The 25,943-nt window shown below is 63.1% G+C and carries 21 protein-coding genes and 2 pseudogenes; 11 read left to right on the top strand and 12 right to left on the bottom strand.

Annotated features, from left to right (window positions below; genetic code table 11):
* Nucleotides 1–2: 2 nt before the first annotated feature.
* From EG244_RS13645 to EG244_RS13635, 3 genes are all read right to left on the bottom strand, one after another.
* On the bottom strand, nt 3–1,313 hold the full coding sequence (locus EG244_RS13645) for a TRAP transporter large permease (RefSeq protein WP_124965547.1): 1,311 nt from the start codon (nt 1,311–1,313) through the stop codon (nt 3–5).
* A gap of 91 nt (nt 1,314–1,404) precedes the next feature.
* On the bottom strand, nt 1,405–1,902 hold the full coding sequence (locus tag EG244_RS13640) for a TRAP transporter small permease subunit (protein ID WP_124965546.1): 498 nt from the start codon (nt 1,900–1,902) through the stop codon (nt 1,405–1,407).
* A gap of 37 nt (nt 1,903–1,939) precedes the next feature.
* Nucleotides 1,940–2,956, bottom strand: coding sequence for a TRAP transporter substrate-binding protein (locus tag EG244_RS13635; RefSeq protein WP_158617312.1), 1,017 nt, complete (start codon nt 2,954–2,956; stop codon nt 1,940–1,942).
* A gap of 170 nt (nt 2,957–3,126) precedes the next feature.
* Between EG244_RS13635 and EG244_RS13630 the strand changes: the two genes are divergently transcribed.
* Complete coding sequence (locus EG244_RS13630) at nt 3,127–4,461, top strand: nitroreductase family protein (protein ID WP_124965544.1); 1,335 nt, start codon at nt 3,127–3,129, stop codon at nt 4,459–4,461.
* 40 nt (nt 4,462–4,501) lie between these two features.
* Here the strand turns inward: EG244_RS13630 and EG244_RS13625 are convergent, their stop codons facing one another.
* The 8 genes from EG244_RS13625 to EG244_RS13590 all read right to left on the bottom strand — a co-directional run bounded on the left by EG244_RS13625 (nt 4,502) and on the right by EG244_RS13590 (nt 12,959).
* Nucleotides 4,502–5,407 (bottom strand): polysaccharide deacetylase family protein, encoded by a 906-nt coding sequence (locus EG244_RS13625; protein ID WP_124965543.1) that lies wholly within the window; start codon nt 5,405–5,407, stop codon nt 4,502–4,504.
* A 21-nt stretch (nt 5,408–5,428) separates the two neighbouring features.
* Complete coding sequence (locus EG244_RS13620; RefSeq protein WP_124965542.1) at nt 5,429–6,427, bottom strand: asparaginase; 999 nt, start codon at nt 6,425–6,427, stop codon at nt 5,429–5,431.
* Nucleotide 6,428: 1 nt separating this feature from the next.
* Nucleotides 6,429–7,826, bottom strand: a complete 1,398-nt coding sequence (locus EG244_RS13615; RefSeq protein WP_124965541.1) for a dihydroorotase — start codon at nt 7,824–7,826, stop codon at nt 6,429–6,431.
* A gap of 4 nt (nt 7,827–7,830) precedes the next feature.
* Nucleotides 7,831–9,204 (bottom strand): MmgE/PrpD family protein, encoded by a 1,374-nt coding sequence (locus EG244_RS13610; RefSeq protein ID WP_124965540.1) that lies wholly within the window; start codon nt 9,202–9,204, stop codon nt 7,831–7,833.
* A gap of 3 nt (nt 9,205–9,207) precedes the next feature.
* The gene (locus tag EG244_RS13605; protein ID WP_124965539.1) at nt 9,208–10,572 is read right to left on the bottom strand and encodes an FAD-dependent oxidoreductase; all 1,365 of its coding nucleotides are present in this window, start codon (nt 10,570–10,572) and stop codon (nt 9,208–9,210) included.
* 27 nt (nt 10,573–10,599) lie between these two features.
* Entirely contained in the window at nt 10,600–11,280 is a 681-nt protein-coding gene (locus tag EG244_RS13600; RefSeq protein WP_124965538.1) for an isochorismatase family protein, read from the bottom strand.
* A 14-nt stretch (nt 11,281–11,294) separates the two neighbouring features.
* A complete protein-coding gene (locus tag EG244_RS13595; protein ID WP_124965537.1) occupies nt 11,295–12,158 on the bottom strand; it encodes an isocitrate lyase/PEP mutase family protein in 864 nt (287 codons plus the stop codon).
* Between the two features lie 147 nt (nt 12,159–12,305).
* Nucleotides 12,306–12,959 (bottom strand): GntR family transcriptional regulator, encoded by a 654-nt coding sequence (locus tag EG244_RS13590; protein WP_124965536.1) that lies wholly within the window; start codon nt 12,957–12,959, stop codon nt 12,306–12,308.
* A 335-nt stretch (nt 12,960–13,294) separates the two neighbouring features.
* Here EG244_RS13590 and EG244_RS13585 point away from each other — a divergent pair, with 335 nt between their 5' ends.
* The 10 genes and pseudogenes from EG244_RS13585 to EG244_RS21490 form a co-directional block, all read left to right on the top strand.
* A complete protein-coding gene (locus EG244_RS13585; protein ID WP_124965535.1) occupies nt 13,295–15,376 on the top strand; it encodes a hydantoinase/oxoprolinase family protein in 2,082 nt (693 codons plus the stop codon).
* Complete coding sequence (locus tag EG244_RS13580; RefSeq protein ID WP_124965534.1) at nt 15,373–17,070, top strand: hydantoinase B/oxoprolinase family protein; 1,698 nt, start codon at nt 15,373–15,375, stop codon at nt 17,068–17,070. Before EG244_RS13585 ends, EG244_RS13580 begins: the two co-directional genes overlap by 4 nt.
* 32 nt (nt 17,071–17,102) lie before the next feature.
* Nucleotides 17,103–18,095 (top strand): TRAP transporter substrate-binding protein, encoded by a 993-nt coding sequence (locus EG244_RS13575; protein WP_124965533.1) that lies wholly within the window; start codon nt 17,103–17,105, stop codon nt 18,093–18,095.
* A 49-nt stretch (nt 18,096–18,144) separates the two neighbouring features.
* Nucleotides 18,145–18,675, top strand: coding sequence for a TRAP transporter small permease (locus tag EG244_RS13570; RefSeq protein ID WP_124965532.1), 531 nt, complete (start codon nt 18,145–18,147; stop codon nt 18,673–18,675).
* Complete coding sequence (locus EG244_RS13565; protein ID WP_124965531.1) at nt 18,668–19,954, top strand: TRAP transporter large permease; 1,287 nt, start codon at nt 18,668–18,670, stop codon at nt 19,952–19,954. The genes EG244_RS13570 and EG244_RS13565 overlap by 8 nt, the downstream gene beginning before the upstream one ends.
* Before the next feature lie 5 nt (nt 19,955–19,959).
* On the top strand, nt 19,960–20,688 hold the full coding sequence (locus tag EG244_RS13560; protein ID WP_124965530.1) for a GntR family transcriptional regulator: 729 nt from the start codon (nt 19,960–19,962) through the stop codon (nt 20,686–20,688).
* Nucleotides 20,689–20,880: 192 nt separating this feature from the next.
* Nucleotides 20,881–22,011 carry a polysaccharide biosynthesis C-terminal domain-containing protein gene (locus EG244_RS13555; protein ID WP_124965529.1) on the top strand — a complete coding sequence of 377 codons (1,131 nt, stop codon included), beginning with the start codon at nt 20,881–20,883 and terminating at the stop codon, nt 22,009–22,011.
* Complete coding sequence (wecB, locus tag EG244_RS13550) at nt 22,008–23,144, top strand: non-hydrolyzing UDP-N-acetylglucosamine 2-epimerase (RefSeq protein ID WP_124965528.1); 1,137 nt, start codon at nt 22,008–22,010, stop codon at nt 23,142–23,144. Before EG244_RS13555 ends, wecB begins: the two co-directional genes overlap by 4 nt.
* 3 nt (nt 23,145–23,147) lie before the next feature.
* Nucleotides 23,148–24,347 (top strand): glycosyltransferase family 4 protein, encoded by a 1,200-nt coding sequence (locus EG244_RS13545; RefSeq protein ID WP_124965527.1) that lies wholly within the window; start codon nt 23,148–23,150, stop codon nt 24,345–24,347.
* 635 nt (nt 24,348–24,982) lie between these two features.
* Nucleotides 24,983–25,170 (top strand): annotated as a pseudogene (locus EG244_RS21490) (IS481 family transposase); the annotation flags it as partial.
* 74 nt (nt 25,171–25,244) lie between these two features.
* Here the strand turns inward: EG244_RS21490 and EG244_RS13535 are convergent.
* A pseudogene (locus tag EG244_RS13535) lies at nt 25,245–25,707 on the bottom strand (integrase core domain-containing protein); the annotation flags it as partial.
* Between the last annotated feature and the right edge of the window lie 236 nt (nt 25,708–25,943).

Here is a 25,943-nt window from a genome sequence, read left to right as displayed (position 1 = left end):
TCTCAGCCGATCATCGAGGGCAGCCAGGTCACAATGGCCGGGAACATGATCAACAGACCAAGCGCCAGAACTTCCATCGCGATGAAGGGGGTAACGCCCGCAAAGACCTGCTCCAGACGCAGCGGCACCGGTGAGGAGGAGCGCACCACAAAGACGTTCAGCCCCACAGGTGGCGTGATCAGTGAGATCTCGCACATCTTGATGACCACAACGCCCAGCCAGATCGGGTCATAGCCCACATTCATCATCACCGGGAACATCACCGGCAGCGTCATCACCATGATGGCGATCGGCTCAATGAAGCAGCCAAGGATCAAAAACAGGATGCCGAAGGCCAGCAGATAGGTAAAGGGCGCCAGATCCTGCAGGATCAGCCAGTCCGAGACCGAAGCCACAAGCCCGGTATAGGTCAGGAAGCGCGCAAAGAGCATGCCGCCAAAGACCACAAGGAAGATGGTGGCTGAGGACATGATCGCCTCAAGGAAGGTCTCACGCAGGGTCTTCAGGCTGGCGCGGCGCTTGTAAAAGACCAGAAGGAAGGCCCCGAAAGCACCGACAGCACCGGCATAGGTCGGGATGAACCAGCCGCCGTAGATGCCGCCGATCACCACACCGAAGAGCAGCAAAATGCCCCAGGTGTTTTTCAGCGAGCCGATCTTCTCTTTCATGGTGACATTATGCTCGGGCATCGGGGCATGTTCGGGCTTCAGCTTGGCCCAGACATAGATACAGAGCAGGAAAATGAAGGCCGTCATGATGCCCGGCACAATGCCCGCGATCAGCATTTTGCCGACCGACTGCTCAGTCGTGATGGCATAGATCACCATCAGAACCGAAGGCGGGATCATGGCCGAAAGCACACCGGCCGAGGCAATCGCCCCCGAAGACAGCCGCTTGTCATAACCGGCAGCGGTCATCTCGGGCATGGCCATTTTGGTGAACACGGCCGCATTCACCATGGTCGAGCCGGAGGCCGCGCCAAAGGCTGCCGAGGCGATGGTGGTGGTCATGGCCAGACCACCGGGCATTTTCGCAAACCAGTTATAGGCCGCGGCATAAAGATCGGTCGTCAGCCGCGCCTGTGTGGCGAGCGAGCCCATCAGAATGAAGAGCGGAATAACCGCAAGGGTAAAGCTGTTGACGGTGGCAAACGGCACCGAGCCCGCCTGGGCCAGGGCTGCAAATTCGCCCATCGTCATATAGATACCAAGGATGCCGCAAAGCCCCATGGCCACGCCGATATGAACACCGGCAATCATCAGAAAAAACAGCAGACCGATCACAAGGATCGCTGCGGTGGCTGGATCAAACATCTGGGTAGGCCCCCAATGGAAGTTTCTGGCAGGTCCCGGACCCCGCCGCAGACGCCAGGCGGCGCGGCGGGGTCCGGCAGGTTACAGGGGATCAGCCGAATTCCAGCTCATGCGGATTGCCGAAGTGGGTCAGGTCGTACCACAGATCCACCAGCAGCTGCAGGATCATCAGGCTGGAGCCAAAGACCAGGATCCAGCGCGCGGGCCAGATCGGGAAGGCCACAAGACCCGAGGTCGATTCGCCGATTTCCCAGGCATAGACCGCTTCCACTCCGCCCTGCCAGGTCAGCAGGAAGAAGAAAGCGATGCCCGCCAGCGAGGTGATGATATCCATCACCGAGCGCATCTTTTTGCTGACCTGCATATAGACCAGCTCAACGCGGATATGGCTGCGCCGGATCTGTGCCCAGGTGATGCCGCCGAAGACGACAAGCACCATGGTGCTTTCAGTAAACTCCAGGGTGCCGGGGACCGGACTTCCAAGGTGGGTGCCAACGATATCGGCTACGCTCAGCAGCATGGCAAGCAACAGCCCGATGCTGCCAAGGGCGACAGAAAATACCGCCAGTTTTTCGATGAGAGTTTTCATCCCGGTCTCCGTTCGTCAGGGTTTGTCTGTGCTGCGCTTATTGCGCGGTGCGCTCACGCCAGACTTTCGCGACTTCCGCCGCCTGATCGCCCTGACCACGACCTTTCAGATCGTTCACCCAAACGTCGAGCAGATCGGGGGTTTTCGCTTTCCAGGCGGCCAGAGCTTCGGGGCTCAGCTCCAGGATTTCGCCGCCACCGGCCTTCACGCGCTCAATCGAGCCTTCGACGTGGGTGTTGCTCCACTCGACATAAGCAACCTGCGCAGCGGCGGCTTCTTCGGTGATGACCTGCTGGATATCTGCCGGCAGGCGCTTCCAGGTGCGGTCCGAGATCACCACGAGGTGGCCTGCAATCGCCATCGCCGGGCCGCAGGAGAATTTGCCTGCTTCATAAAGGCGGTAGGCGTCGATATTGCCCATGTTCACGAAAGAGTAATCAATGGTGCCGCGGTCGACGGCTTCATAAAGATCGCCCGGCGGAACGGTGACCGGGGTGGCGCCCACAGCGGTCATCATATGCGGGATCAGCGCGCCGAAGCTGCGGATCTTTTTGCCTTTCAGCTTTTCCGGATCCTGGCAGTCTGCCGATTTGCCGGTCATGTAATAGCTGTCGACCGGCTGGTGGAAGAGACGGTGGATGCCAAGGCGGGACATCTCATCTTTGAAGGGCTGCAGCTCTGAGAAGGAGTAATCCGCGATCTCAATCGCCTGAGCCGGGCTGTTGAACACAAAGGGGGTCTGCAGCGCTTTGGAATAGAGCAGCTGATCGCCGTAATAGCCCGGCACCACGCCCGCGAGGTCAATCGCGCCGCGACCCACAAGGCCCAGAAGTTCCGAGTCTTTGCCCAGACCGCCCGAATAGACGATATTGATTTTCACCCGGCCATTGGTGCGCTCTTCCACGCGGGCCGCGAACTCCTGTTCGACCTTCACGAAGGGCGAGTTCGACAGATAATGCCCGAAGTTCAGGCGAAACTCCTGCGCCGTTGCCCCCGAGGCGGCAAAAATTGCGCTCATTGCGGTCATGCCCAGCAGGGCGATCGTTTTTTTCATGGTGTGACTCTCTGTTGGGGCGCAGGGAGAGTACGTCGCGCCAATCGTTACAATCATAGAAAACTGTTTACAGTTTGCTTTGTTGTTGTGAACTGTCAATACTGCGCCTTACGTCTGAAGCCGTAAAAATTCTCCTGAACACCCTTTGCTGAAGAAAGTGTCACTTCCAGATGCCGACCTCTGCTGCGCCCCTGGGCGCTCTTGATCTGCTGGCCGCGCGCCTCTCCTGTCGCGCCTTTACGCAGGAGCGCCTTGCGAGCGATGAGCTGAACGCCATGCTGCGTGATGCGCTGGAGGCACCCTCCTCCTGCAACCAGCAGGCCTGGCATTTTGTGGTGCTGGATCAACCCGAAGATCTGGCGCGCGCCGCCGATCTGGCGGGGGGCAATCCGCATTTCCGCGATTGTGCGGCGCTGGTCTATCTGTGCTTCCAGAAGGGCTGGACGCATGACAATTTCTCGGTGGTCCAGGGGGTTGCGGCAGCGGGCTATCATCTGATGCTCTCAGCACATCTGCGCGGCTGGGCCTCGGTGTGGAACGCGGGCACCGGGGATCCGGTGGCCGTGCGTGATCTTCTGGGGCTGCCCGCGATTTTCGAGAACCAGGGCGCAATCGCGCTTGGCCGCGCGGCCCCTGACAGCCCCGCGCGCAAACCCCCGCGCCGCGCGCTGGAAACTGTGGTCTCTTACGGGCGGTTTGAGCGGCCTGAGGAGAGTATTTATCCCGCAAAACCCGCGCCCGCCTATCCCTTCCATGCGATCTCGCGGGTCTCAAACCCCTTCGCCGAGTGGAACCCGCAAAGCTGGTCCTGGGCGCAGCTTGCCGATTACCGCGCCTATAGTGTCTGGGCAAAATCGCCCCTCGCCGGTGTCTATACCTCGCGCCGCGAAGGGGCTGCGACCAGGGCCTGGCTCGATATGCTGGCCCCGCTTCCTGAGGGCGCAAAGGTGGCAGAACTTCTGCCCTGGGGCGGCACCAGCACGACCCTGCTGGCCGGGCGTCTGCCGGAGGATGCACAGCTTCTGGTCGCCGAGCTGCACCCCCACAACCTCACCTTCATCCGCGACCGGCTGGAACGAGAGGGCGTGACGCGGGCCATGGGAGAGATCCTCTGCCCCGATGGTCACCTGCCCTGCGAGGACCGCAGCCTTGATGCCATCGTGGTCCCGCAAAGCCTTGAACATATGGCAGATCCCGCCCTGATGCTGGCGGAAATCGCGCGGGTTCTGAAGCCCGGGGGGCAGCTTCTGATCTCTGCCCGCAACCGTGTTTCGCGGGCAGGGGCTGACTGGGCGCGGGGGGAAAGCCAGGGCCAGGTCCCGCTGCAGGGGCCCTGGACGCCGCTGCGCCCGCGCGCGCTGCTGGCGCTTCTTGCGCCGCATTTTACCATCGAAGAGCTTGCGGGTCTGGGGCTTGCCCGCGAGGGCGGTGCCGATGCGCTGCGCGGCAGCCCGCTTCTTTGGCGCCGCCGCGCCATTGCGCTGCGCGCGCGTCTGCGCGGTTGACGGCAGCGCCTGCCCGGGTAGCGCTCCGGGCAGGCGAAGATCACGCCCGGTGGGGCTGACCGGGCAGGGTTTCTGCGGGCAGGCTGCGGATATAGTCATTCACGCCGCCCACCGTGGTGATCCACAGATCATCGCGGTGTTTCAGGATGTGATCGAGCGCGCGGCGCAAAGCCCGCAGCCGGTAGGGCTGGCCGAGGATGAAATTATGCGTCACCAGCGAGAAGACCAGCGGGCGCTTTTGGGACTGCAACAGCAGCTCATCAAACTGATCGATGATCATCCGCTCAAACGATGCCGCCGCTTCCTGACGGAACACCATTGCGGGGCTGTCGTTCAGCTCCACCGAATAGGGCACCGAGAGGATATGGCCCTGGCGGGTGCGCATCCAGACCGGCTGATCGTCCAGCGGCCAGTCGAGCATGAACTCATAGCCCTCTTCCTGCAGCAGATCGAGGGTGACCTCGCTTTGCGCAAAATAGGGGCCCATCCAGCCTTTGGGCTGTTTGCCGGTCAGCTCAATGATCTCGGCGGTGGCCTCTCGGATCAGGCGGCGCTCTTCTTCTTCCGGCAGCACATCCTGGCGCTCTCCGTTCGAGCGGCCATGCGCCACGATCTCATCGCCGCGCGAAAGGATCCGTTCGCGGATCTGCGGATATTGGCGCAGCACCCGCGAGTTGATGTTATGCGAGGAGGGCAGGCCATATTCGTCCAACAGATCAAAGAGATACCACTGCCCCACCCGGTTGCCGTAATCGCGCCAGGCGAAATTGCGATGCGTCTGCGGCGCGGTCAGCGTGGCGCTGTCGCTGCCAAGTCCGTCGCGGTAGCTGAAGATCTCAATGTTATTGGCGATGCAAAAGGCCAGCTTTTTGCCGCCGGGCCAGTCATAATGCGCCCGCTCAGGCAGGGGCGACCAGTCATAGCGGCCATGTTCGCGCAGTTCCATCTTAAGGCTCCCGGAAGTTTCTTAATGGCGGTCAAAAATCCGCTGTAACGCGTCAGGATCACGGGTTTGCTGCAGCGCGAGCATCAGAAGGATCCGCGCCTTCAGCGGGCTCAGATCGCCCGAGGCGATCCAGCGCTCCCGCGTCAGCCAGCCGCGCCGCGCCACCCGGCCCGACCCTGCACGACAGGCCTGGACCACGGGGGTGCCCGCACGGGCCGCCTCGACAAGCGCTTCGCGCTCCAGCGTCGGGGCCATGCCGGGGGCAAAGCCCGCGGAGATCAGACCTTCGGCCCTGGCGGCAAGGCAGGCGCGCACCATCACGCCATCATTTCCCGCATAGGCATGCAGGATATCGACGCGGGGCAGGGCGGTGAGGCCGGTCAGATCAAAGGCGGGACCTGCGTCACGGGGCAGGGCGGGGGCGTAAAACACCACGCGGTCGGGATCACAGACACCGATCGGCCCATGTGCGGGCGAATGAAAGGCATCCAGCCGGAAGGTCGAGCCTTTGGTCACATCGCGGGCGCTGTGGATCTCATCATTGAGAACCACCATGACGCCGCGCCCCCGCGCCTCTGGCGCAGCAGCGGTGCGCAAAGCATTGATCGCATTGGCCGTGGCGTCAGAAGACAGCGTATTCAGCGGCCGCTGTGCGCCGACGACAACCACCGGGCGATCACCGGGCAGGGTGAGCGAGAGGAAATAAGCCGTCTCCTCCAGCGTGGCGGTGCCATGCAGGATCACAAAGCCCGCGATCTCAGGGCTTTCAGCCACCGCTGCCATGATGGTCGCATGAAGCCGCAGCCAGTCTTCCGGCCCCATGGCACTGGAGCCGACAGAGCGGAAAGCCAGCGGCTTTAACGCAGCAAACTCCTGCAGTTGCGGGAGTTCCTCAAGCACCTCATGGACCGAGAGTTTCCGCCCGGTCTCCGGATACTCCATGTAATCGCGGGGATCGGTCGCGAGCGAGGAGATCGTCCCCCCCGCTCCGATCAGCCCGATCAGGGGCAGGTCGCTCATTTCAGCCGCGCCCTTTCAGTTTGCGGTGCTGATAACGGCCGTGGCCCACGGCATCCGCGACCAGTGCGCCGCCCGTCACCACGGCGCGGCCGCGCACGAAGGTATGCTCAATCGCGCCTTTGAAGGTCTTGCCCTCATAGATCGAATAGCCCGCCGAAGAGACGACCCTGTCGCGGGTCAGCTGCCATTCGCGGTCCAGATCGACCAGCACGATATCGGCATCAAGCCCCAGGGCCAGGGCGCCTTTCGAGGTCAGCCCCATCAGATGCGCCGGGTTTTCCGAGAGCACCTCGACCAGACGCTCCAGCGGCAGACCCCGGGCGTGATAGCCCTCGGTCAGCATGACCGGAAGCAGGGTCTCCATGCCGGGGCAGCCGGGCGAGGCGGCCCAGATGCCATTGTCTTTGCTGGAGATATCGCGGTGGACGTGATCGGTCGCAACGGAGTCGATCTCGCCCTCAGCGATCCCCTGCCACAGGCGGTCACAGTCTTTGCGCGACCGCAGTGGCGGGTTGATCTTGCCCACAGCGCCGATCGGGTCGGTCACGTCATGGGTCAAATAATGCGGGCAGGTTTCAAAGAAGATCTCATCCCCGGCTTTGCGGCGGGCCAGACCCGCCTCAAGCGCTGCCGCCGAAGAGGTATGCACCACATAAAGCGGCGCACCTGCCACATTGGCGAGATAGGACGAGCGCTGCACCGCCTCGCCTTCCACGAAATCCGGGCGCGAGGCATCCCAGGAAGCAAGGCCCCCTTTGCCTTCGGGGTCCGCCTTCATGGCGCGGTCGCGCAGCACCCAGGCGACCTCGATGTTTTCGGGATGCGGCGCAACCATGCCGCCGTGCTGTCCGGCCAGTTCCGCAAGGCGAAAGAAGAAGCCGTCATCAATATCCGGAAGGCCCAGGCGCTTGCCCTCACCGCCGCGGTTGTTCATGAAGATCTTCAGCGTCGGCGCACCATATTCGGTGATATAGGCGGGAACTTCGGCCAGCTGCTCTTCGGTCGAAATGATGAAGTGATAACCAAAATCGATGCGCGCCCCGGCTTCGGTGACATCGCGCACGCCCGCGAAGATCTCAGAATGTTTCTCCGAAGAGAGCAGATAGGGCACCATGGTGGTCACCCCGCCGATGGCGGCGGAAGCGGTTTCCACATCGGCATCACGCGGCGCGCGCGGGCGGGAGATGTCTTTGCCGTGACCCAGGTGCAGGTGGGCATCAATCACGCCCGGAAGGGCGACAAGCCCTGTCGCATCAAGGGTTTGCGCGGCATCAGCCGCAGCACCCGGCGACAGGATGGCGGCGATTTTACCGCCCTTGATGGCGATATCGCAGGCGGTGCGGCCGGTGCCGGGAAGCACGGCCTCGGCGCCGCGGATGATGAGGTCAAATGCGGACATGGGTTTACTCCTGCGCGGAAATCTGGCGCAAAGCCGCACTGACGGCGCGGCAGTCGGGGGCCTGGGCAAGCGCGGCCAGCGCGCTCAGAAGGGGGTGTGCATCCGCATCGGGGGCAAGCCGTGCGAGGTTGGCGGTGAATTTCGCGTCCAGATCGCTTTGCGCGGGCGGGCGCGAGCCATTGCCGTAGACATCCGCGATATGGCGCTCAACCAGGCGGCCATCTTTCAGGGTGAGCTGGAGTTTCGCGTCAAAGCGCTGCGGGAAGGCGCTGCCCTCCAGCACCGACCAGGTCGAACGGGCGGCAAGATCGGCCACCCCTTCGGAGAGCGGCCCCTCAAAGCTGGCAAGATCCACTTTCCCGTCAACCAGTTGCATGGCCACAGTGACGGGCAGCGACCAGCGGGCTTTATGGCCCGAGGCTGCCACTTTCTCAGCCCAGGGCTCGGCCACGATCCCGGCGGTGCCCTGGGGCGCGTAGCAATGGAAGCGCGCGACATCTTCGGCGCGGATGCCGTCGCGCATCATCAGCGAGGCCGCTTCGACGAAGGGATGCAGATAATGGCAGCAGGGGTAGAACTTATAAGCCGCATCCTGCAGATGCCAGACCGCGCCCAGCTCCTCGATCATCGCCGCAAAGCGGGCGGGGGCCTCGGCGTCTCCAGCGAACTGGCGGAAAAGACCAAAGCGACCCTCAAGCGCGGTCGCAGGCCCGGTCATCCCGGCCTGTGCCAGATCGGCGGCAACAAGCCCTGCATGGGCCGCCCAGCCGGGATGCATGGATTTAACGGTGGAGCCATTGGTCAAAAACTCAAAGACGCCCGAGGCCTGGCTCAATGCGATGCCAAGGGCGGCCTCGGTCTGCTGCGGGTCAAGGCCCTTCAGATCCGCCGCGATCCCGGCCGCGCAAAGCGCCCCGCCGATCGAGGTCAGCTGAAAGCCGCGGTTCTGAAAACCACCCGCCGCCGCCAGACCCATGCGGATAAAGACCTCATACCAAAGGGTATAGGCACGCAGCACTTCCGCGCCCGAGCGGCCATGGGCCTCTCCGGCAGCCAAAGCCGCCGCCGCCAGCACGCAGGAGCCATGCACGATTGAGCCGGTATGGGTGTCGTCATATTCGAGGCTGTGGATCAGCCCGCCATTGATCAGCGCGGCGGTCTCGGGTGGCAGACCATGGGGCAGGCCGTAAACCGAAGCAGGCCCCTGTCCGGTCTGTGCGGCCGCATAGCGCCGCCAATGGGCGCCGGCCTCTGAGCCGGCGGCACCATGGCCCACGCCCACCGCATCGGTGAAATGGCGAAGGGCCGTTGCGCTCACCGCCCCGGGCAGATCACCCAGGGTGTTGAGACGGGCAATAACCGAAGCGGTGAGGGCCATGTCTCAGACCTCCAGATCGCGGGCGGCGGCGAGGGCAGCCAGACGGCCAAGCGCGGTCGCGGTCAAAAGACCATTGCCCGAGGCATAGCCAAGCGCGCCTTTTGCGCCCGAGACACCCGCCGCAGCACCGCCGCCTGCATAGAGCCCCGGGATCGCGCTGCCGTCTTTGCGCAGCACGCGGGCATCATCGTCCACGGCCAGACCGCCCTGGGTGTGGAAGAGCGCCGGAAGCGTGCGGCAGGAGTAGAAGGGCGCCTGCAGCGGGGCCATACCGAAGTTTTTGCGGCCAAAAGCATCGCCTTCACCCGCAGCAGCGGCGGCGTTATAGGCGGCGACGGCGGCTTCAGCGGCAGCCCCGTCGATGCCCTGCGCGGCGGCCACTTCGGCAAGGGTATCGCCTTTCTTCAGGCCCTTATGCTCCCAAAGCTCGGCGAATTCTTCTTCCTGCATCGCGATCTCAAAGATGCGCTGATCAAAGATCGCCCAGGAATGCTCGCCCTGCTCCAGCACATGGCGGGCATAGCCCGAATAGCCCAGCGATTCATCGCCAAAGCGCTTGCCGTCTTTATCCAGCAGCACACCGCCTTTTTCGATGGTGGTCCAGCTGAGGATCGAGCCATGGGGATCGGCCACGGCGGCATAGCCCTGATAGGCGTTCATGTTCAGGAACTGCGCCCCGAGTTCTTCGCCCCAGATCATCGCCTCACCGTCAGAGCCGAGGGCGCCGAAATACTGCGCGCCTGCGATCTCGGGGATATGGCGGGCGACCAGCTCGCGGTTATTGCCAAAGCCGTTCGAGGCCAGGATCACCGCGCGGGCGCGCATTTCCACCAGCTCACCATCGCCGGTGTCGATCATCGCGCCACAAACGCGGCCCTCTTCCACGATCAGGCTGCGGGCCGAATTGCCAACCGCCAGCGGGATGTCGCGCTTTTCAACGGCGGCGATCAGATCATCCACGAAGTCCTGACCCCGGCGCGATTTCGGCGCATGCAGACGGTTGGTCGAATGGCCGATGTGTTTATAGGCGGTGACCAGCTCCATCCGGCAGCCGATGTCATCGATCAGCCATTCCACGGTCTCTGCCGAAACCTCGGTCATGCGGCGCACCAGGCCCTCAGCCTCGGTCTCGCCTGCGATGCCCATCAGATCGCGGAAATAGGTCGCCGGATCATCCGCAATCCCCGCTTCCTTCTGAAACCGCGAGCCCGCCGCCGGAACCGAGCCGGTCGAGAGGGCCGAATTGCCACCGGCGCGGTCATTTTTCTCAAGGATCGCCACCGACAGGCCTTTGTCATGGGCCTGAATGGCCGCGCAGAGCCCGCAGGCGCCTGCACCGATGATCAGAACGTCAAGTTCGTCGCTCATAATATAGTCCAGTTCTTCCGGCAGCGGTCAGGCGATTTTGTCGAGCGCGGCGATGACGTCATCCGTCGGCGCCACGTCGGCATATTTGTAAGCCATGTCAAAGAGGTTGACGGCATGCGAGACATGCGAGCGGTCGTAGCAGGCATCTTCCGGCACGGTGCAGCGGAAGTTATAGGCAAAGCCGTCCACCACCGAGCCGCGCACACAGCCCGAGGTTGAGCAGCCAACGACCACAAGGCTGTCAACGCCCAGATCAATCAGATAGCTCGCCAGCGGCGTGCCAAAAAAGGCCGAAGGGTGCTTTTTCGGCAGCAGAATATCGCCTTCCTGCGGCGCGATCTGCGGCGGGAACTCATAGCCCTTGGCAGCAACACCCAGCAGAGCAGGCACTTTGTCGCCAAGGCGGCCGGTGTCAAAGGACTGCTTCGGGGCAACATAGGGGTAAAGCACTGGCCAGCCTTTGGCGCGGAACACCGCCAGCAGCTTTTCGATATTGGCCATGGCATCCCAGGCCACCTGACCACAGGAGGTTTTAAACTCCTCGATCGCGTCAAAGAAGGGGGCCGGTTTGGTGCCGGTGGTGCGGTACTGCACGTCGATAATCACCAGAGCCGGGCGTTTGCCCAGGCCCGTCGGGCGGCCGAAGCCGGCTGCGTCATAGGCGCGAAGATCTTCTTCGCTGATGATACCATCCCAGGGGCGCGTCATCTTCTCTCTCCCGCTCAGAATTTGTACTTGGCCTCAAGGGCATCCCAGTAATCTTTGTTGACCGCGCGCTGGCGCTCATCAAATCCGGCCAGCAGGTCAGCGACGCTGTCGAGGCTGCCTTCATCGCGCAGCGCGGTCAGAACGTTATGCGAGGCGCGCAGCGCCGCCTGCAGCGTGGCATTGGCGTAAAGAACGATCGAGAAGCCGTTTTCTGCCAGCACCTGACGACCCGGATCCGGGGTCTTGCCGCCAAAGACGATGTTGGCAACCTGCGGCACCGACAGCTCTTTGCCGATGCGGGCCAGTTCTTCGAACGAGGCAGGGGCTTCGACGAAGGTGATATCGGCACCGGCCTCAATGAAGGCATTGGCGCGGTCGAGGGCGGCGTTCAGCCCCTCAATCGCGCGCACATCGGTGCGGGCGATGATCTGGAAATCCTGATCCTTGCGGGTGTCGACAGCCGCTTTGATTTTCGACAGCATTTCATTCAGCGGAATGACTTCCTTGCCGTTGAAATGGCCGCATTTCTTTGGGAAAACCTGATCTTCCAGCTGAATGGCCGAGGCGCCCGCGCGCTCAAAGAGACGCACGGTGCGCACGGTGTTGACGGCATTGCCAAAGCCCGTATCGCCGTCCACGATCAGCGGCAGGCTGACCACATCGGCGATCGAGGCCACGGTTTCGGCCACTTCCGTCGCCGTGGTCAGGCCGACATCCGGCACGCCCAGACGCATATTGGCCACGCCCGCACCGGTCACATAGCAGGCCTCAAAGCCCAGATCTTCGATCACCCGGGCGAACATGGCATTGGCCGCGCCGGGAACCGTCATGGCATTGCGTTGGGCGACAAGTGATTTCAGCTTTTGTGTCGGGCGCATATCTTTAATCCAAAGGTCAGATCGGCCCCTTGGGTGGGGCCGTTGGGCAAAAGATGCGCTGCAAGCAGAAATCTGTCAACAGTTTGCATTACTCAGATGAACAGTTTTCACATCTTCGCGCGACCCTCTTCACAGATTGCCTTTTATTCAGCCGATATTGGCCATGCGGTAGGCACGGGCAGAGCTGATATGCTCCCGCATGACGCGCTCAGCGCGGTCGGGATCGCGGCTGCGGATGGCTTCGACGATGTCGAAGTGCTGACGAAGCGCCTCTTCGGCACGGCCCGGGCGCATCGAGGATTTCAGGCGCGCGATGCGCAGCTGGTAGTTCACTTCGCTCATCAGAATGCGCTCAATATTCGGGCTGCCGGAGGCGCGGGCGATGGAGATATGGAATTCTTCATCCGCCGAATGCTGGCGATAGCCACGGGCCTGGGCTTCGCGGATCTCGGTCTCGTCGCGGCGCAGCAGGCGTTCGGCCTCATCGGCCCAGCCGGGGGGGGCGTGAATGGCGGCAAGCCGCGCGGCCATGCCTTCCAGGGCTTCGCGCAGATAAAACAGCTGCTCCAGCGAGTCGTCATCAAACTGAATGACCCGCACCCCAAGCCGGGGCGAACGCTGCACGAGTTTGCCTTCGAGCTGCTGCAGCGCCTCGCGGATCGGGCCGCGGCTGACGCCCAGCTGGCGCGCGAGATCAGATTCCGACAGCTTTTGTCCCGGCTCAAACTCGCCCGAGGTGATGGCCGCCACCACACTGTCCAGCGCTTCATCTGCGAGCGACCGGATTTTAATCGGTTCCAATACGGCTTCCTTCCTGTCGGTTTAATGTACACCAGAAATAAAAGGCTGAGCGGGCTCAGCCTGGCGCTTGGATCATGCATGCCATGCGTCCCGATATGGGGAAAGCAAAAATTGCTGTCTGATCCTGCGGATTTAGCCGCCGCGAAGCCGAAGGCGCAAATGCGCAGCAGAGCGGTGCAAAAGGCATCAGCCCGACGCCTGCGCAAAGCGAAGCGCAGTGAAATTTTACTGCGCAGCAGGCTTCGCGCTTGCATTTCCGCGCTATTTCGGCAAATTTTGCCGCAATTTTCTGAATGGTTCATACCTTTCAGTTTTGTGCAGACCAGGAATGCCCTATGACCAGACTTGCCATCGATATCGGAGGCACCTTCACCGACGTCGTGCTTGAACACGGCGGTCAGATCTCTTCGCATAAGCTGCTGACCACCCCCGCCGCGCCGGAAGTGGCCGCCCTTGAGGGCAGCGCCTGGCTGGTGGCCGATTGCGGGCTCAGCCTTTCGGATGTGCAGACGGTGATTCACGGCACCACGCTGGCGACCAATGCGCTGATTGAGCGGCGGGGCGCAAAGACCGCGCTGGTGACCACTGAGGGCTTCCGGGATGTGCTGGAAATGGCCTATGAGAAGCGCTTTGAGCAATATGACACCGATCTGCAGCTGCCGCAGCCGCTGGTCCCGCGCGAGCTGCGCTTTACGCTGCGCGAGCGTCTGACGGCGGAAGGTCAGGTCCTGGCAGCTCCGGACCGCGCGGAGACCCTGGCGCTTGCCCAGCGTCTGAAGGATGCGGGGGTTGAGGCCGTGGCGGTGGGCTTTTTGCATGCCACCGTCGATCCGCGCCATGAGCTGCAGGTCCGTGACTGGCTGGCTGAACTGCTCGATCCAAAGGTCACGATCTGCCTGAGTTCGGAGGTCTCGCCCGAGATCCGCGAATATGAGCGGTTCTCGACCACCGTCGCCAATGCCTATGTCCGGCCGCTGATGGCGCATTATCTGCGCCGCTTTGATACGCGGCTGCGGGCGCGGGGCTTTGACGGGCAGTTCATGCTGATGCTCTCGGGCGGCGGGCTGACCACGCTGGACCAGGCCGCCAAGACCCCGATCCGGCTGGTGGAATCCGGTCCTGCCGGGGGCGTGGCCCTGGGCGCGCGGGTCGCGCGTGAGCTCTCTGAAGATCGCCTGCTGGCCTTTGATATGGGCGGCACCACCGCCAAGATCTGCTTTCTCGAAGAGGCCATTCCCGCCACCACCCGCCGCTTTGAGGTGGCCCGCGCCTGGCGCGACATCAAAGGCTCGGGCCTGCCGGTGCGGGTGCCCACGACCGAACTGGTTGAGATCGGCGCCGGCGGCGGCTCGATCGCGCGGCGTGACGCGCTTGGGCGTCTGGCGGTGGGGCCGAAAAGCGCGGGCTCGGTCCCGGGGCCTGCCTGTTATAACCTGGGCGGCACCCTGCCGACGATCACCGATTCCAATGTCGTCCTTGGCAAGCTGCGCCCTGAGGGCTTTGCCGGCGGCAAGCTGACGCTGCTGCCCGACCTCGCCCATCAGGCCGTGGCGCGCAATGTGGCAGAGCCGCTGGGCATGAGTTCCGTCGAATGGGCCGCCGCAGGTGTGCTGGAAATCGGCGAAGAGGCTATGGCCAATGCCGCGCGGGTCCATGCGATTGAGCAGGGCAAGGATGTGACGCGCTATGCGCTGATGGCCTCGGGCGGGGCGGGGCCGCTTCATGCGGTGCGGATCGCTGAAAAGCTGGGGATTTCGCGGGTGATCATCCCGACCTCGGCGGGGGTCGGCTCGGCGGTGGGCTTTCTGAGCGCGCCTGTAGCCTATGAGGTGGCGCGCTCACTGATCCTGGCGATGGAGCGTCTGGATCTGGGGCAGGTCACGCGGCTGCAGGCGGGCATGCGCGAGGAGGCCTCTGCCGTGGTTCTTCCCGCCCTGGGGGCGGGGGAAGAGGTCAGCTACACCTGGGCGGCCGAGCTGCGCTATGCGGGCCAGGGCCATGCGCTGCGCGTGGGCCTTGCCGCTCCGCTTGCCGATGCCACGGATCTGGCCGCCCTGGAGGCGCGCTTTGTGGCGCAATATCTGGAGACCTATGGCACCACGCTGGATGGCAATCCCATTGAGATGGTGGCCCTCAGCCTGATCTGCTCGGGCCCGGCAGTCGAAAGCCTGGCGGTGACGGAAGCGGCCACCGCCCATCCCGCCGTGGTTACAGCGCGTGCAGAGGTCTTTGATCCGGTCTGCGGCGCGCGGGTCGATGCGGCGGTGCTGCCGCGCCGCGCCCTGCAGCCGGGGGCTTTTCACGCCGGTCCCGCCCTGGTCACCGAGGCGCAGACCACCACCTGGGTGCCGGGCGGCTGGGATCTTTCCCTGCATGCCCTTGGCCATGTCATTCTTGATCGCGGGAGCCGCCAATGAGCCTGAAATCGCAGCCCACCGCCTTTGAGCTGGCCGCAAAACCGCTGTCCGATGCCGAGATTATCGCGCTGAATGTGATGTGGAACCGGCTGATCTCGGTCTCGGAAGAGCAGGCCAATGCGCTGCTGCGCGTGGCCTTTGGCGCGATCGTGCGCGAATCCGGTGATCTTTCGGCCGGGGTCTTTGACGCCGAAGGCCGCATGATGACCCAGGCCGTCACCGGCACGCCGGGGCATGTGAATACCATGGCCCGCTCGGTCAATGCCATGCTGGAGAAGGTGCCTGCGGCGACCCTTGTTGAGGGGGATGTGCTGGTCACCAATGACCCCTGGCTGGGCGCGGGGCATGTCTTTGATTTTGTTGTTGTGACGCCGGTGTTTCTGGGCAGCAGGATCGTGGCCTATCTCGCCTCGACCTGCCATATCGTCGATATCGGCGGGCTTGGCTGGTCGGCGGAGGGGCGCTCGGTCCAGGAAGAGGGCGTGCTTTTCCCGGTGATGAAGCTGCGCAAAGCGGGCGTGGTGAATGAGGATTTCATCAATATCGTCGTGGCCAACTCGCGGGTGGCCCGTGAGGCGCGGGGCGATATCATCTCGCTGATGTCGTGCAATGATGAAGGCCTGCGGCGGCTGCTGGATCTGATGGCGGAATACCGCATCGACAGCCTGCAGCCGCTGGCGGATTTCATCTTCGCCCGCTCGGCTGCCGCCACGCGTGAGGCGATCGACCTGCTGCCGGAGGGGGTCTATCAGTCCGAGGTCGAGCTTGACGGCTATGACAGCCCGATCCGGCTGCAGGCGAAAATGACCATCGGCGGCGGCGTGATTGAGGTGGATCTCGACGGCTCCTCGCCGCTGGCGCCACGCGGGATCAACTGCCCGCTGGGCTACAGCCAGGCCTATGCCTCTTTCGGGATCAAGGTGGCGGTCGCGCCCCATGTGCCGAATAACCATGCCTCGCTGGAGGCGATCCGCATCACCGCACCGCCCGGGCTGATCGTCTCAGCCGAGCGGCCCGCGCCGGTGACCGCGCGCCATGTGGTGGGCCAGGCGCTGCCGGATCTGATGCTGGGCTGTCTGTCGCAGGCGCGCCCGGGGCAAATCCTTGCCGAAAGCGCAGGTGCGCTTTGGGTGCTGGCGATTTCGGGCCAGGAAACAGGCCCGCAGGCCCCGGCGTTTGCCTCGCTGAATGTGGCGCTTGGCGGCATGGGGGCGCGGCCAGGCTCTGACGGGCTTTCGACCACGGCCTTTCCCTCGGGCGTCGGCGCGGTCTCGGTTGAGGTCGCGGAATCCGTGGCGCCGCTTCTTTATGAGCATAAGGAATTTGCCCCCGACAGCGGCGGCGCCGGGCATTGGCGCGGCGGTCTGGGCCAGGATATCCGCGTGCGCGCGCTGAAGGACCAGCCCCTCACCGTCTCGGCGGCGGCCTTTGAGCGGCTGCGCATGGGCGCTGCGGGGCGTGAGGGCGGTCTGTCCGGCCAGCCGGGAGCGGCCTCGATTACCAATGGCCAGGTGATTGACAGCAAAGGGCTTTATATCGTCCCCCCGGGCGAGGCCCTGGTGCTGCGCACCCCTGGCGGCGGCGGCTTTGGCGCGCCGCAGAGCCGCGATCCGGCGCTTGTGGCCCGTGATCTCGCCCGCGCAATGATATCAGAGAGCGCGGCCCGCGATCTCTATGGCCAGAAAGACCGCTGAGACGGCCGTCAGCACCACAGGAGAGGACCCCTATGTTCAGGACTACGCTTGCCCGCAGCCTTGCGGCCGCCTCGCTTCTCGCGCTCACTGCCGGTGTTTCGCTGGCAGAGACGAAGATCGATTTCTCCAGCCCCTGGCCCGAGAACAACTTCTCCGCCATCTCGGCGCGCAAATTCGCCACGGCGGTCAATGAAGCCACGGCGGGCGATGTGGCGATCACGGTGCACCAGGCCTCTGAGATCGGTGTGACCGGCTCGGGCTCGATGTCGGCGGTGGAAGACGGTGTGGTGCAGATGGCCAGCTATCTGCTGTTCCTGCAGGCCGGTGAAGAGCCGCTGCTGGCCATCGACACGCTGCCCTTCCTGATCCGCGGCCAGGAAGAGGTGAAGGCCTTCCTGGAAGTCGCCGCCCCCGCCTATGAGACCATCGCTGAGCGTCACAACCAGAAGATCCTTTACTATGTGCCCTGGCCCTCGCCCGGCGTTTACTCGCGCAAAGAGATCACCTCTGTCGGGGATATGAAGGGCGCACGCATCCGCGCTTTCAACCCGGCCAGCTTCAAGTTCCTGTCGCTGATGGGTGCCGCACCGCTGGAAATGCCCTGGGGCGATGTCGCCTCGGCGCTGGCGGCTGGCACCATTGACGGGGTGGCCACCTCGACCTCCTCGGGGGTGGACGGCAAGCTCTGGGATCTGACCACGCATTTCAGCCCGATGAAATGGTCGACCTCGACCGATGTGGTCGCGATCAACCTTGATACCTGGAATGAGATCTCGCCGGAAAACCAGGCGAAGATCGAGGCGCTGGCCGCTGAGATGCAGGCCGAATTCTGGGCGCTGAGTGCGGCGGAAGATGACACCAAGGGCGCGATCCTGGCGGAAAACGGTCTGAAAATCACCGAGGCCAATGAGGGTCTGATGACGCTTATGTCCGAAAGTGGCCGCACCATGTGGAACGAATTTATCGCCCGCGTGCCCGAAGCCGGTCCGATCATTGAGGCCTATACCGCCAAAGTCGGTAAATAACAGTTCCCGGGGCGGGCGTCCGCGCCCCCCCTTTTCCATCGGAGCGATCATGCTGCGCGGCTATCTTGCCTTATCTGACCGAACATCCCGGGCTGCCGAAACTCTGGCCGTTCTGCTGCTTTATGGCTTCTGCGCCCTGATGCTGGCAGAGGTCTTTGCGCGCGGCTTCATCGGCACCAGCCTTGCGATGAGCTGGGAGTTTTCTGCCTTCGCCATGGCGGGGGTGTTTCTTTTGGGCGCGGGCCCCGCGATGCGGCATGGCGCGCATGTGCGGGTAACGCTGGTCCAGGGCCTCTTGCCGCCGAAAGGCAGGCGGGTGCTGGAAGTGGTGGCGATCCTGGGCGCGATTGCCTGTGCGGCGCTGCTGTTCTGGATCTTCACCAGGCTTTTCCTGAACTCCTGGGCGAAAGATCTGCGGCAGTCGAGCTATACCGCCACCCCGCTGATCTGGCCCCATGCGCTGGCGATGCTGGGTGCGGCGCAATTCGTGCTCGATCTGGTGGCGCGGCTGATCCGAACCCTTCTCAATGAGCCCTCCGAGCAGCCGCTGCCGAAGGTTCCGGAGCTGACTGATGCTTGAAATCGGCCTGTTTACGCTTTTCCTCTTTGGCGCTTTCCTGATGAGTTCGGTCTGGGTGGGCCTGTCGCTTTTCGGGGTCGGCTATCTGCTGCTGGCGGTGTTCAAGCCAAACCTGCCGCTGGTCACCTATGCCGGCAAACTCCTCTGGACCTCGGTCAGCGCGCAGGAGCTGCTGGCGCTGCCGCTCTTCATTCTGATGAGCGATGTTCTGGTCTCAGCGCATCTCGGGCGCTCGCTTTTCTCGGGCCTTGCGCCCTGGGTCAGCCGCCTGCCGGGCGGGCTGATGCATGTGAATGTCGCAGGCTCAACGCTTTTTGCCGCCGTCTCAGGCTCATCAGCCGCGACCACGGCGATCGTGGGTCGGGTGACCCTGCCGGAACTGGAAGCGCGCGGCTATCCGCGCCGTCTGGCGGTGGGATCGCTTGCGGGGGCCGGGACGCTGGGCTTTCTGATCCCGCCCTCGATCATCATGATTATCTATGGCGTGGCCGCGCAGCAGAGCATTCTTGAGCTGTTCATGGCGGGGGTCGCTCCGGGCCTGCTGCTGGCCACCATCTTCTTTTGCTATATCGCCATCGCCCATGTCGTCAGCGGCGGTGTGACGGACGATAAGGTCTATACCTGGGGCGACCGGATGCGGGGCCTGGTGGAGCTTGGTCCCGTGGTGGCACTGGTTGGCGGCATCATGAGCGCGCTTTATCTGGGCCTTGCGAGCCCGACAGAGCTTGCGGCGGTGGGTGTGGCAGGTGCGATGATCCTTTCCGCCATCCGCGGGCATCTGAGCTTTGCCTCGCTGGCCGCTGCAGGCCGCTCGGCGGTGGCGACTTCGGCGATGATGGGGCTGATCATGGCGGGGGCGGCGCTTCTGAATGCCTCGCTGGGCTTTCTGGGGCTGCCCAAGGCCATTGCGGGGCAGATCGTGCTGCTGGAACTTTCACCGCTGATGCTGATTGCTTTCCTTTTGCTTTTTTACGTGCTGATCGGCATGTTCCTTGATGGCACTTCGATCATCGTCATGACGCTGCCGATCACGCTGCCGCTGGTGATTGCGGCGGGGTTCGATCCGATCTGGTTCGGGATCTTCATCGTCATCGCGGTGGAGATTGCCCAGATCACGCCGCCGGTGGGCTTCAATCTCTTTGTGATCCAGTCGCAGACCGGGCATAGCATCGGCTATCTCTTCCGCGCGGTCTTCCCTTTCTTTCTCATCATGCTGGCCTATGCCATGCTGCTGGCGATCTTTCCGGAGATCGTGCTGTGGCTGCCCTCCAGAATGTGAGACTGATGACTGTATCGCCGCCGCGCTATGCGCAACTGACGGAAGATCTGCGGCAGCGCATCACCGGGGGCCGCTTTGCCCTTGGTGAAAAGCTGCCCGCCGAAATTGAGCTGGCGGCGCAGTTCGGCGTCAGCCGCGCCACCCTGCGCCGGGCGCTCTCGGAACTCGAAACCGAGGGTCTGGTAGAGCGCCGCCGCCGGGTGGGCACCGTGGTCGTCTCGGACCGCCCCGGCCAGAGCTTCCGCATGGCCGTGCGCAGCTTCCCCGAGATCATGAGCCTGACACAGATGTCGCGGCTGCAGATCCTTGGCAGCCGCCATGTGCCAAACGGCAGCTCCCCGCGCCTGCAGGGCCGCGAAAGCGCCACCGGCTACTGGCTTGAGATTGAGGCGCTGCGCTATCTGGCTGCAGACGCCCGCCCCGTGAGCTGGCTGGTGATGTATGTCGATGGCCGCTACGCCGGAATTCAGCCGCATCTCACGGAGGCCGGGGGGGCGGTTTACCAGCTTATCGAGCGCACTTTTGATTTGAAGATCTCGCGCCTGCGGCAGTCTGTGGGGGCCTGCCTGTGTCCCGACGTGGCGACCAAACCCCTTGGGCTCAGCGTGAAAGATCCGGTGATTGAGCTCGACGCCGAACTCTTCTGCGGCGAAGACCTGATCGAGATCACCTGCGCAGTTTATGATCCGGGCCGCTTCCGGATCACCTCGGATGTGGTGCTGGGCTCGGTCTGAGCCGGGGGGCGCAGTCCGACACCAGGCGCCTCTGGCCAGGAAGGCTCCGAGGCGGCGCGGTGACGCAATGCGTCGCTCCCGCCATCACAGCAGCGCGCGAACTTCGCTCTTCGCAGCGGGGCGGAAATGTGCCAGAATACAACCATGACGGTAATTAGAATGTAAAAATTCCCGCTTAGGGTATGTAAGCACATGAGCGGCAGATCGGTTCGTCGCATTCTCATTACGGGGGCCGCCGGCTTTATCGGGCGGAACCTCAGCCTGCGCCTGTCGGAGATCGAGGGCATCGGGGTAATCCCCTTTTTGCGCAGCAACAGCCCTTCAGATCTGCCGGGACTGCTCGCGATGTCTGATGCCGTGGTCCATCTTGCGGGCGAGAACCGGCCCGCAGACCCGGCTGCTTTTGCGCAGGTCAATGCGGGCCTGACGCGCAGCCTTTGTGACGCGGTGGCGGCGACGGGGCGGGCCATCCCTCTTGTACTGGCCTCATCAACCAGGGCGGAAGACGACAGCCCCTATGGGCGCAGCAAGCGCGCCGCCGAAGTGGCCGTCGCAGCGCTTGCTGAGAGAACCCTTTGTCCGGTCAGTATTTTCAGACTTCCAGGTGTCTTCGGCAAGGGCAGCCGCCCGGCCTATAACTCTGTCGTGGCAAGCTTTTGCCATAACATTGCGCGTGGCCTGCCGATCCGGATTGACGATCCGCAACGGGTTGTGCGGCTGGTCTATATCGACAATGTCATCGACGCGATCCTCGCGGCTTTGCAAAATCGCCAGCCCGGTCTTGCCTGGCCGGAGGTTCAGCCGGTCTGCAACCTCACTCTCGGCGCGCTTGCGGATCAGATCACGGCGATCTTTGACAGTCGCAAGACCCTGATCACCCCGCGCTGTGGTGCCGGCTTTCTGCGGGCGCTGCAGGCGACCTGTCTCAGCTTTCTGCCGCCCCAGGCGTTTTCCTGCCGCCTGTCAGCGCATGAAGATCCGCGCGGCCGCTTTGTTGAGATGCTGAAGACCCCGGACAGCGGGCAGTTCAGCTATTTTACCGCGCATCCCGGGGTCACCCGGGGCGGACATTATCATCACACGAAATCTGAGAAATTTCTGGTGGTTGAAGGCGAGGCGCTGTTTCGCTTCCGCAATGTCTTTACCGGCGAAGAGGCGCAGTTGCGCAGCACGGGTCTTGAGCCGCGCATCGTCGAGACGGTGCCCGGCTGGGCGCATGACGTCACCAATATCGGGACCGGGCCTTTGATCGCGCTCCTGTGGGCGAGTGAGATTTTTAACCCTGACCGCCCCGACACCATCTCAGCAAGGCTCAGCGCATGAAAAAGCTGAAGGTCATGACCATACTCGGAACCCGGCCTGAGATCATCCGGCTGTCGCGTGTTCTGCCGCTGCTCGACCGTCACTGCGATCATATCCTCGTTCATACCGGGCAGAACTATGACTATGAACTCAATCAGGTTTTCTTTGAGGATCTGCAGATCCGCAAACCCGATTATTTCCTCAACAGTGCCGAGGGCAGCACTTCGGCGGCGCAGACCATAGGCAGGCTGATCACGGCGGCGGATGCCGTCATGCTGGCACAAACCCCGGAGGCGCTTCTGGTGCTGGGGGACACCAACAGCTGTCTTTCGGTGATACCGGCCAAGCGCCGTCAGATCCCGATCTTTCACATGGAGGCCGGCAATCGCTGCTTTGATCAGCGGGTGCCCGAAGAAACCAACCGGCGGATCGTCGATCACACCGCCGATATCAACCTGACCTATAGCGCCATCGCGCGGGACTATCTGCTGCGTGAGGGGCTGGCGCCCGATCAGGTGATCAAAACCGGCAGCCCGATGTTTGAGGTGCTGACCCATTATCTGCCGCAGATCCGCGCCTCAGATGTGCTGTCGCGGCTGGGGCTGGCCCCGGATCACTACTTCGTCGTCAGCGCGCACCGCGAGGAGAACATTGAAACGGCGCGGAATTTCAGCCGCCTTGTCGCGGTGCTGAACATGCTTGCGGAAGAGCAGGCCGTGCCGGTGATCGTCTCTGCGCATCCGCGTCTTCGCAGGCGTGTTGAGGCGGCGGGCGTGACCTTTCATGCGGGGGTGCGATTGATGAAACCCCTGGGGTTTCATGACTACGTAAAGCTGCAGACAGAGGCGCGGGCGGTGCTTTCAGACAGCGGCACCATCACGGAGGAATCCTCCATCCTGAATTTCCCCGCGCTCAATCTGCGCGAGGCTCAGGAGCGCCCGGAGGGCATGGAGGAGGCCTCGGTGATGATGGTTGGCCTTGACCCCGTGCGGGTGCGCCAGGGCCTCGCGATCCTTTCCGCCCAGGGGCGCGGCGATCAGCGGATGCTGCGGCAGGTGGCCGATTACGCGGTGCCCAATGTCAGCGAAAAGGTGCTGCGCATTCTGCACAGCTATACCGATTACGTGAACAGAGTGGTCTGGAGAAAGGAGTAAATCATGCGCCTTGTCCTGATTGCGGATTGTTTTCCGCCGCTGCGCACATCCGGCGCGGTGCAGATCAGGGATCTGACGCGGGCGCTTGTCGGGCAGGGGCATGAGGTGACGGTGCTGCTGCCCGGCACCGATCAGCCCGAGGCCTGGCGCCAGGAAGAGGTCGATGGCGCCTGCATCCTGCGGCTGAAAACCCCGCCGACAAAGGATATCAGCTATTTTCGCCGCACTCTGGCAGAGCTGATTATGCCCTATGCCATGGCCCGAAATTTTGCCCGCAGCCCGCTTGCGCAGAGGCGCTTTGACGGCGTGATCTGGTATTCGCCCTCGATCTTTTTCGCGCCGCTCGTGCGGCGGCTGAAGCGCCGAAGTGGCTGCCAGAGCTATCTGATTTTGCGCGATATCTTCCCGGACTGGGCCGCCGATCTGGGCCTTTTGCGCCGACAAAGCCTGCCCTTTCGCGCCCTCAGCGCGGTGGCGCGCGCGCAATATCGCGCGGCCGATGTGATCGGTGTGCAAGCCCGGGGCAACCTCGCCTGGCTTCGCGACCTGCCCCCCCGCACCCGCGCGGAGGTTCTGCAAAACTGGCTCGGCGAGGCGGCCAGCGCCCCGGCCCCGGCCCGGATGGATCTCAGTCCGCTCGCCGGGCGTAAGATCTTTCTTTATGCGGGCAATATGGGCGTGGCCCAGGGCCTGGATGTGGTGATTGATCTGGCGCGCGCCCTGCAGCACCGGGAGGATGTCGGCTTTCTCTTCGTTGGCCGCGGCAGTGAGGTGGCACAGCTGCGCAGGCTGGCCGGGGGGCTGCCGAACGTGCTCTTTCACGGCGAAACAGACCCCGATGAGATCCCCGGGCTTTGCGCGCGCTGCAGCGCCGGGCTGGTCGTTCTGGACCCGCGTCACCGCACGCATAACATCCCCGGGAAATTCCTGGCCTATATGCAAAGCGGCCTTCCCGTGCTGGCCTGTGTGAACCCCGGCAACGATCTTGCGACGATCATCCGCTCAGAGCGCGTCGGTCAGGTTGTTGAACATCGCGACCTTGCCGCGCTGCAGCGCCGGGCCGGGGAGCTTTTGGAAGAGATCCTGAGAGACCCTGAGCTTCCCAACCGATGCCGCGCGCTGTCGCGCCGCGATCACACAGCCCATCGGGCAGCGGAGCAGATTTCGCAGGCGCTTGCAGTTGGTCAACCCAAAAGAAAGTAAATTCCAGCCGGTCGGTCCCGGGATCTGGTGTCCATACGCACCGCACGACCTCTGCCAGACTGACACGTCTGAGCCGTCATGACGCAGGCCATGGTGTATCAGCAGCTCTAATTTGAACACATGTGTCTCCGTGCGCTTTATCAAACCATTTCTGTCCTGGCTGCCGCAGCGCATTGGCGATGGCCCATGACATCTGGCGATCACAATACTCGCGAGGTTACGGAGCTTTCCCCGCAAACGCTGAGCTGCCGCCCTCAGGGCCAGATCGCGCAGAGAGGCGGCGCGTGCCGCCGGGAACAGGACCTGTCGTAAATCTCTTCGCCATCCAGGGATCACAGGCACCTTCTGGTGTTTGATCCCATGGTTTGAGGGTGCGATCCTTTCGATAGATTGGAAGAAGCCCTGTGGGACAGGCTTGTCATGGCCGCGCCACGACCAAGCAGGTCGTCCGAGCTGCAATACTGAGGGCTTTCCCGCCATCGGCTCAACGGCAGGCCCGACTGATGGCAGCCCTAAGCCGCGAGCCCGGGAGTGAGGCAGATCGTTTTCCCGGCGAACCCCAGGACCGTAGCCAGGTGGCGTAAACAGTCTTCGGTGGAAAGCCAGAAGAGCCCCGTTCGACGGTTTGAACCGGGGACGAAGAGGCGATGGTCGTCGCGTTCCGTCGCCACACTCTGCCGCCCTTGGACGACTCTTCAGCCCGGCATCCCGCATCTCAGCCCGTCATCGTTGTCTGCAGCGACATGGGATTTCACTGCTGGAGGATGTCAGCGACGAGAAACCAAAGCGTCAAAAGTTCCGGCGCACCCCAATCGGCTTCTTTCGCGGCGCAGTCCTTCGGTTCATATCGATAGGCATTGGCCCCCGTTTCACCGAACACTCAGGCGGTTGCGATTTGGCTGCAATGAACGCGCGTGGGGAGCGCATCTTCAGCCCTGAGTGCGGGTGGTTTGCGCTGTAGTCCCCGAACCAGCCCCCGATCAATCCAAGAACGGTTCGGGCATCCGACAAAGGCGTGATCCGGGCGTGGTCGCGCTTGAGGGTCTTCACGAGCGCCTCCGAGATCCCGTTGCTTTGGGAGCTTCTGATTGGTGTGAAGCAGGGTTTCAGGCCGATCTGGCGGGCAAAGGTCCGGGCTTCTTTGGTGATATAAGGCGAGCCATTGGCTGTCTGCATCTCGATGACGGCAGGGGTGCAGCAGGCACTAAAGCGCCGCTCGACCGCTTCCCGCATAATGTCACGGAGATCCGAGCCGCTGAAGCCGGCGTTGACGACAGCTTTCCATGCGATGATTTCGCTGTCATGGCATCGATCCTGCTGGAATGTCGCCATTCCAGCAAGTGAACCCAAAGCCATCCGAGTGAGGTGGCTGCGGAAATCTGAACAGCCGGGATAAGTGGATTTTCCGCGTATGAGCCGGGCCAGAAATTGATCCAGCGGATCAATTTCCCGGCGATTGAGCAGCATGATGCTGCGAGTGAGGAGAAGACCATGGCAAGACGACCGCGTCGGAACCACAGCCCGGCCTTCAAGGTATGAGGAGGATCAGAAAACAGTCCGGGTATGGGCAGGACAAGCATTTGATCCGGGGGATCG

It is taken from the genome of Falsigemmobacter faecalis, assembly GCF_003863335.1.
Taxonomy (GTDB): domain Bacteria; phylum Pseudomonadota; class Alphaproteobacteria; order Rhodobacterales; family Rhodobacteraceae; genus Wagnerdoeblera; species Wagnerdoeblera faecalis.
Note: the sequence above shows the minus strand (reverse complement) of the source record. Positions and strands in the feature narration are given on the sequence as shown.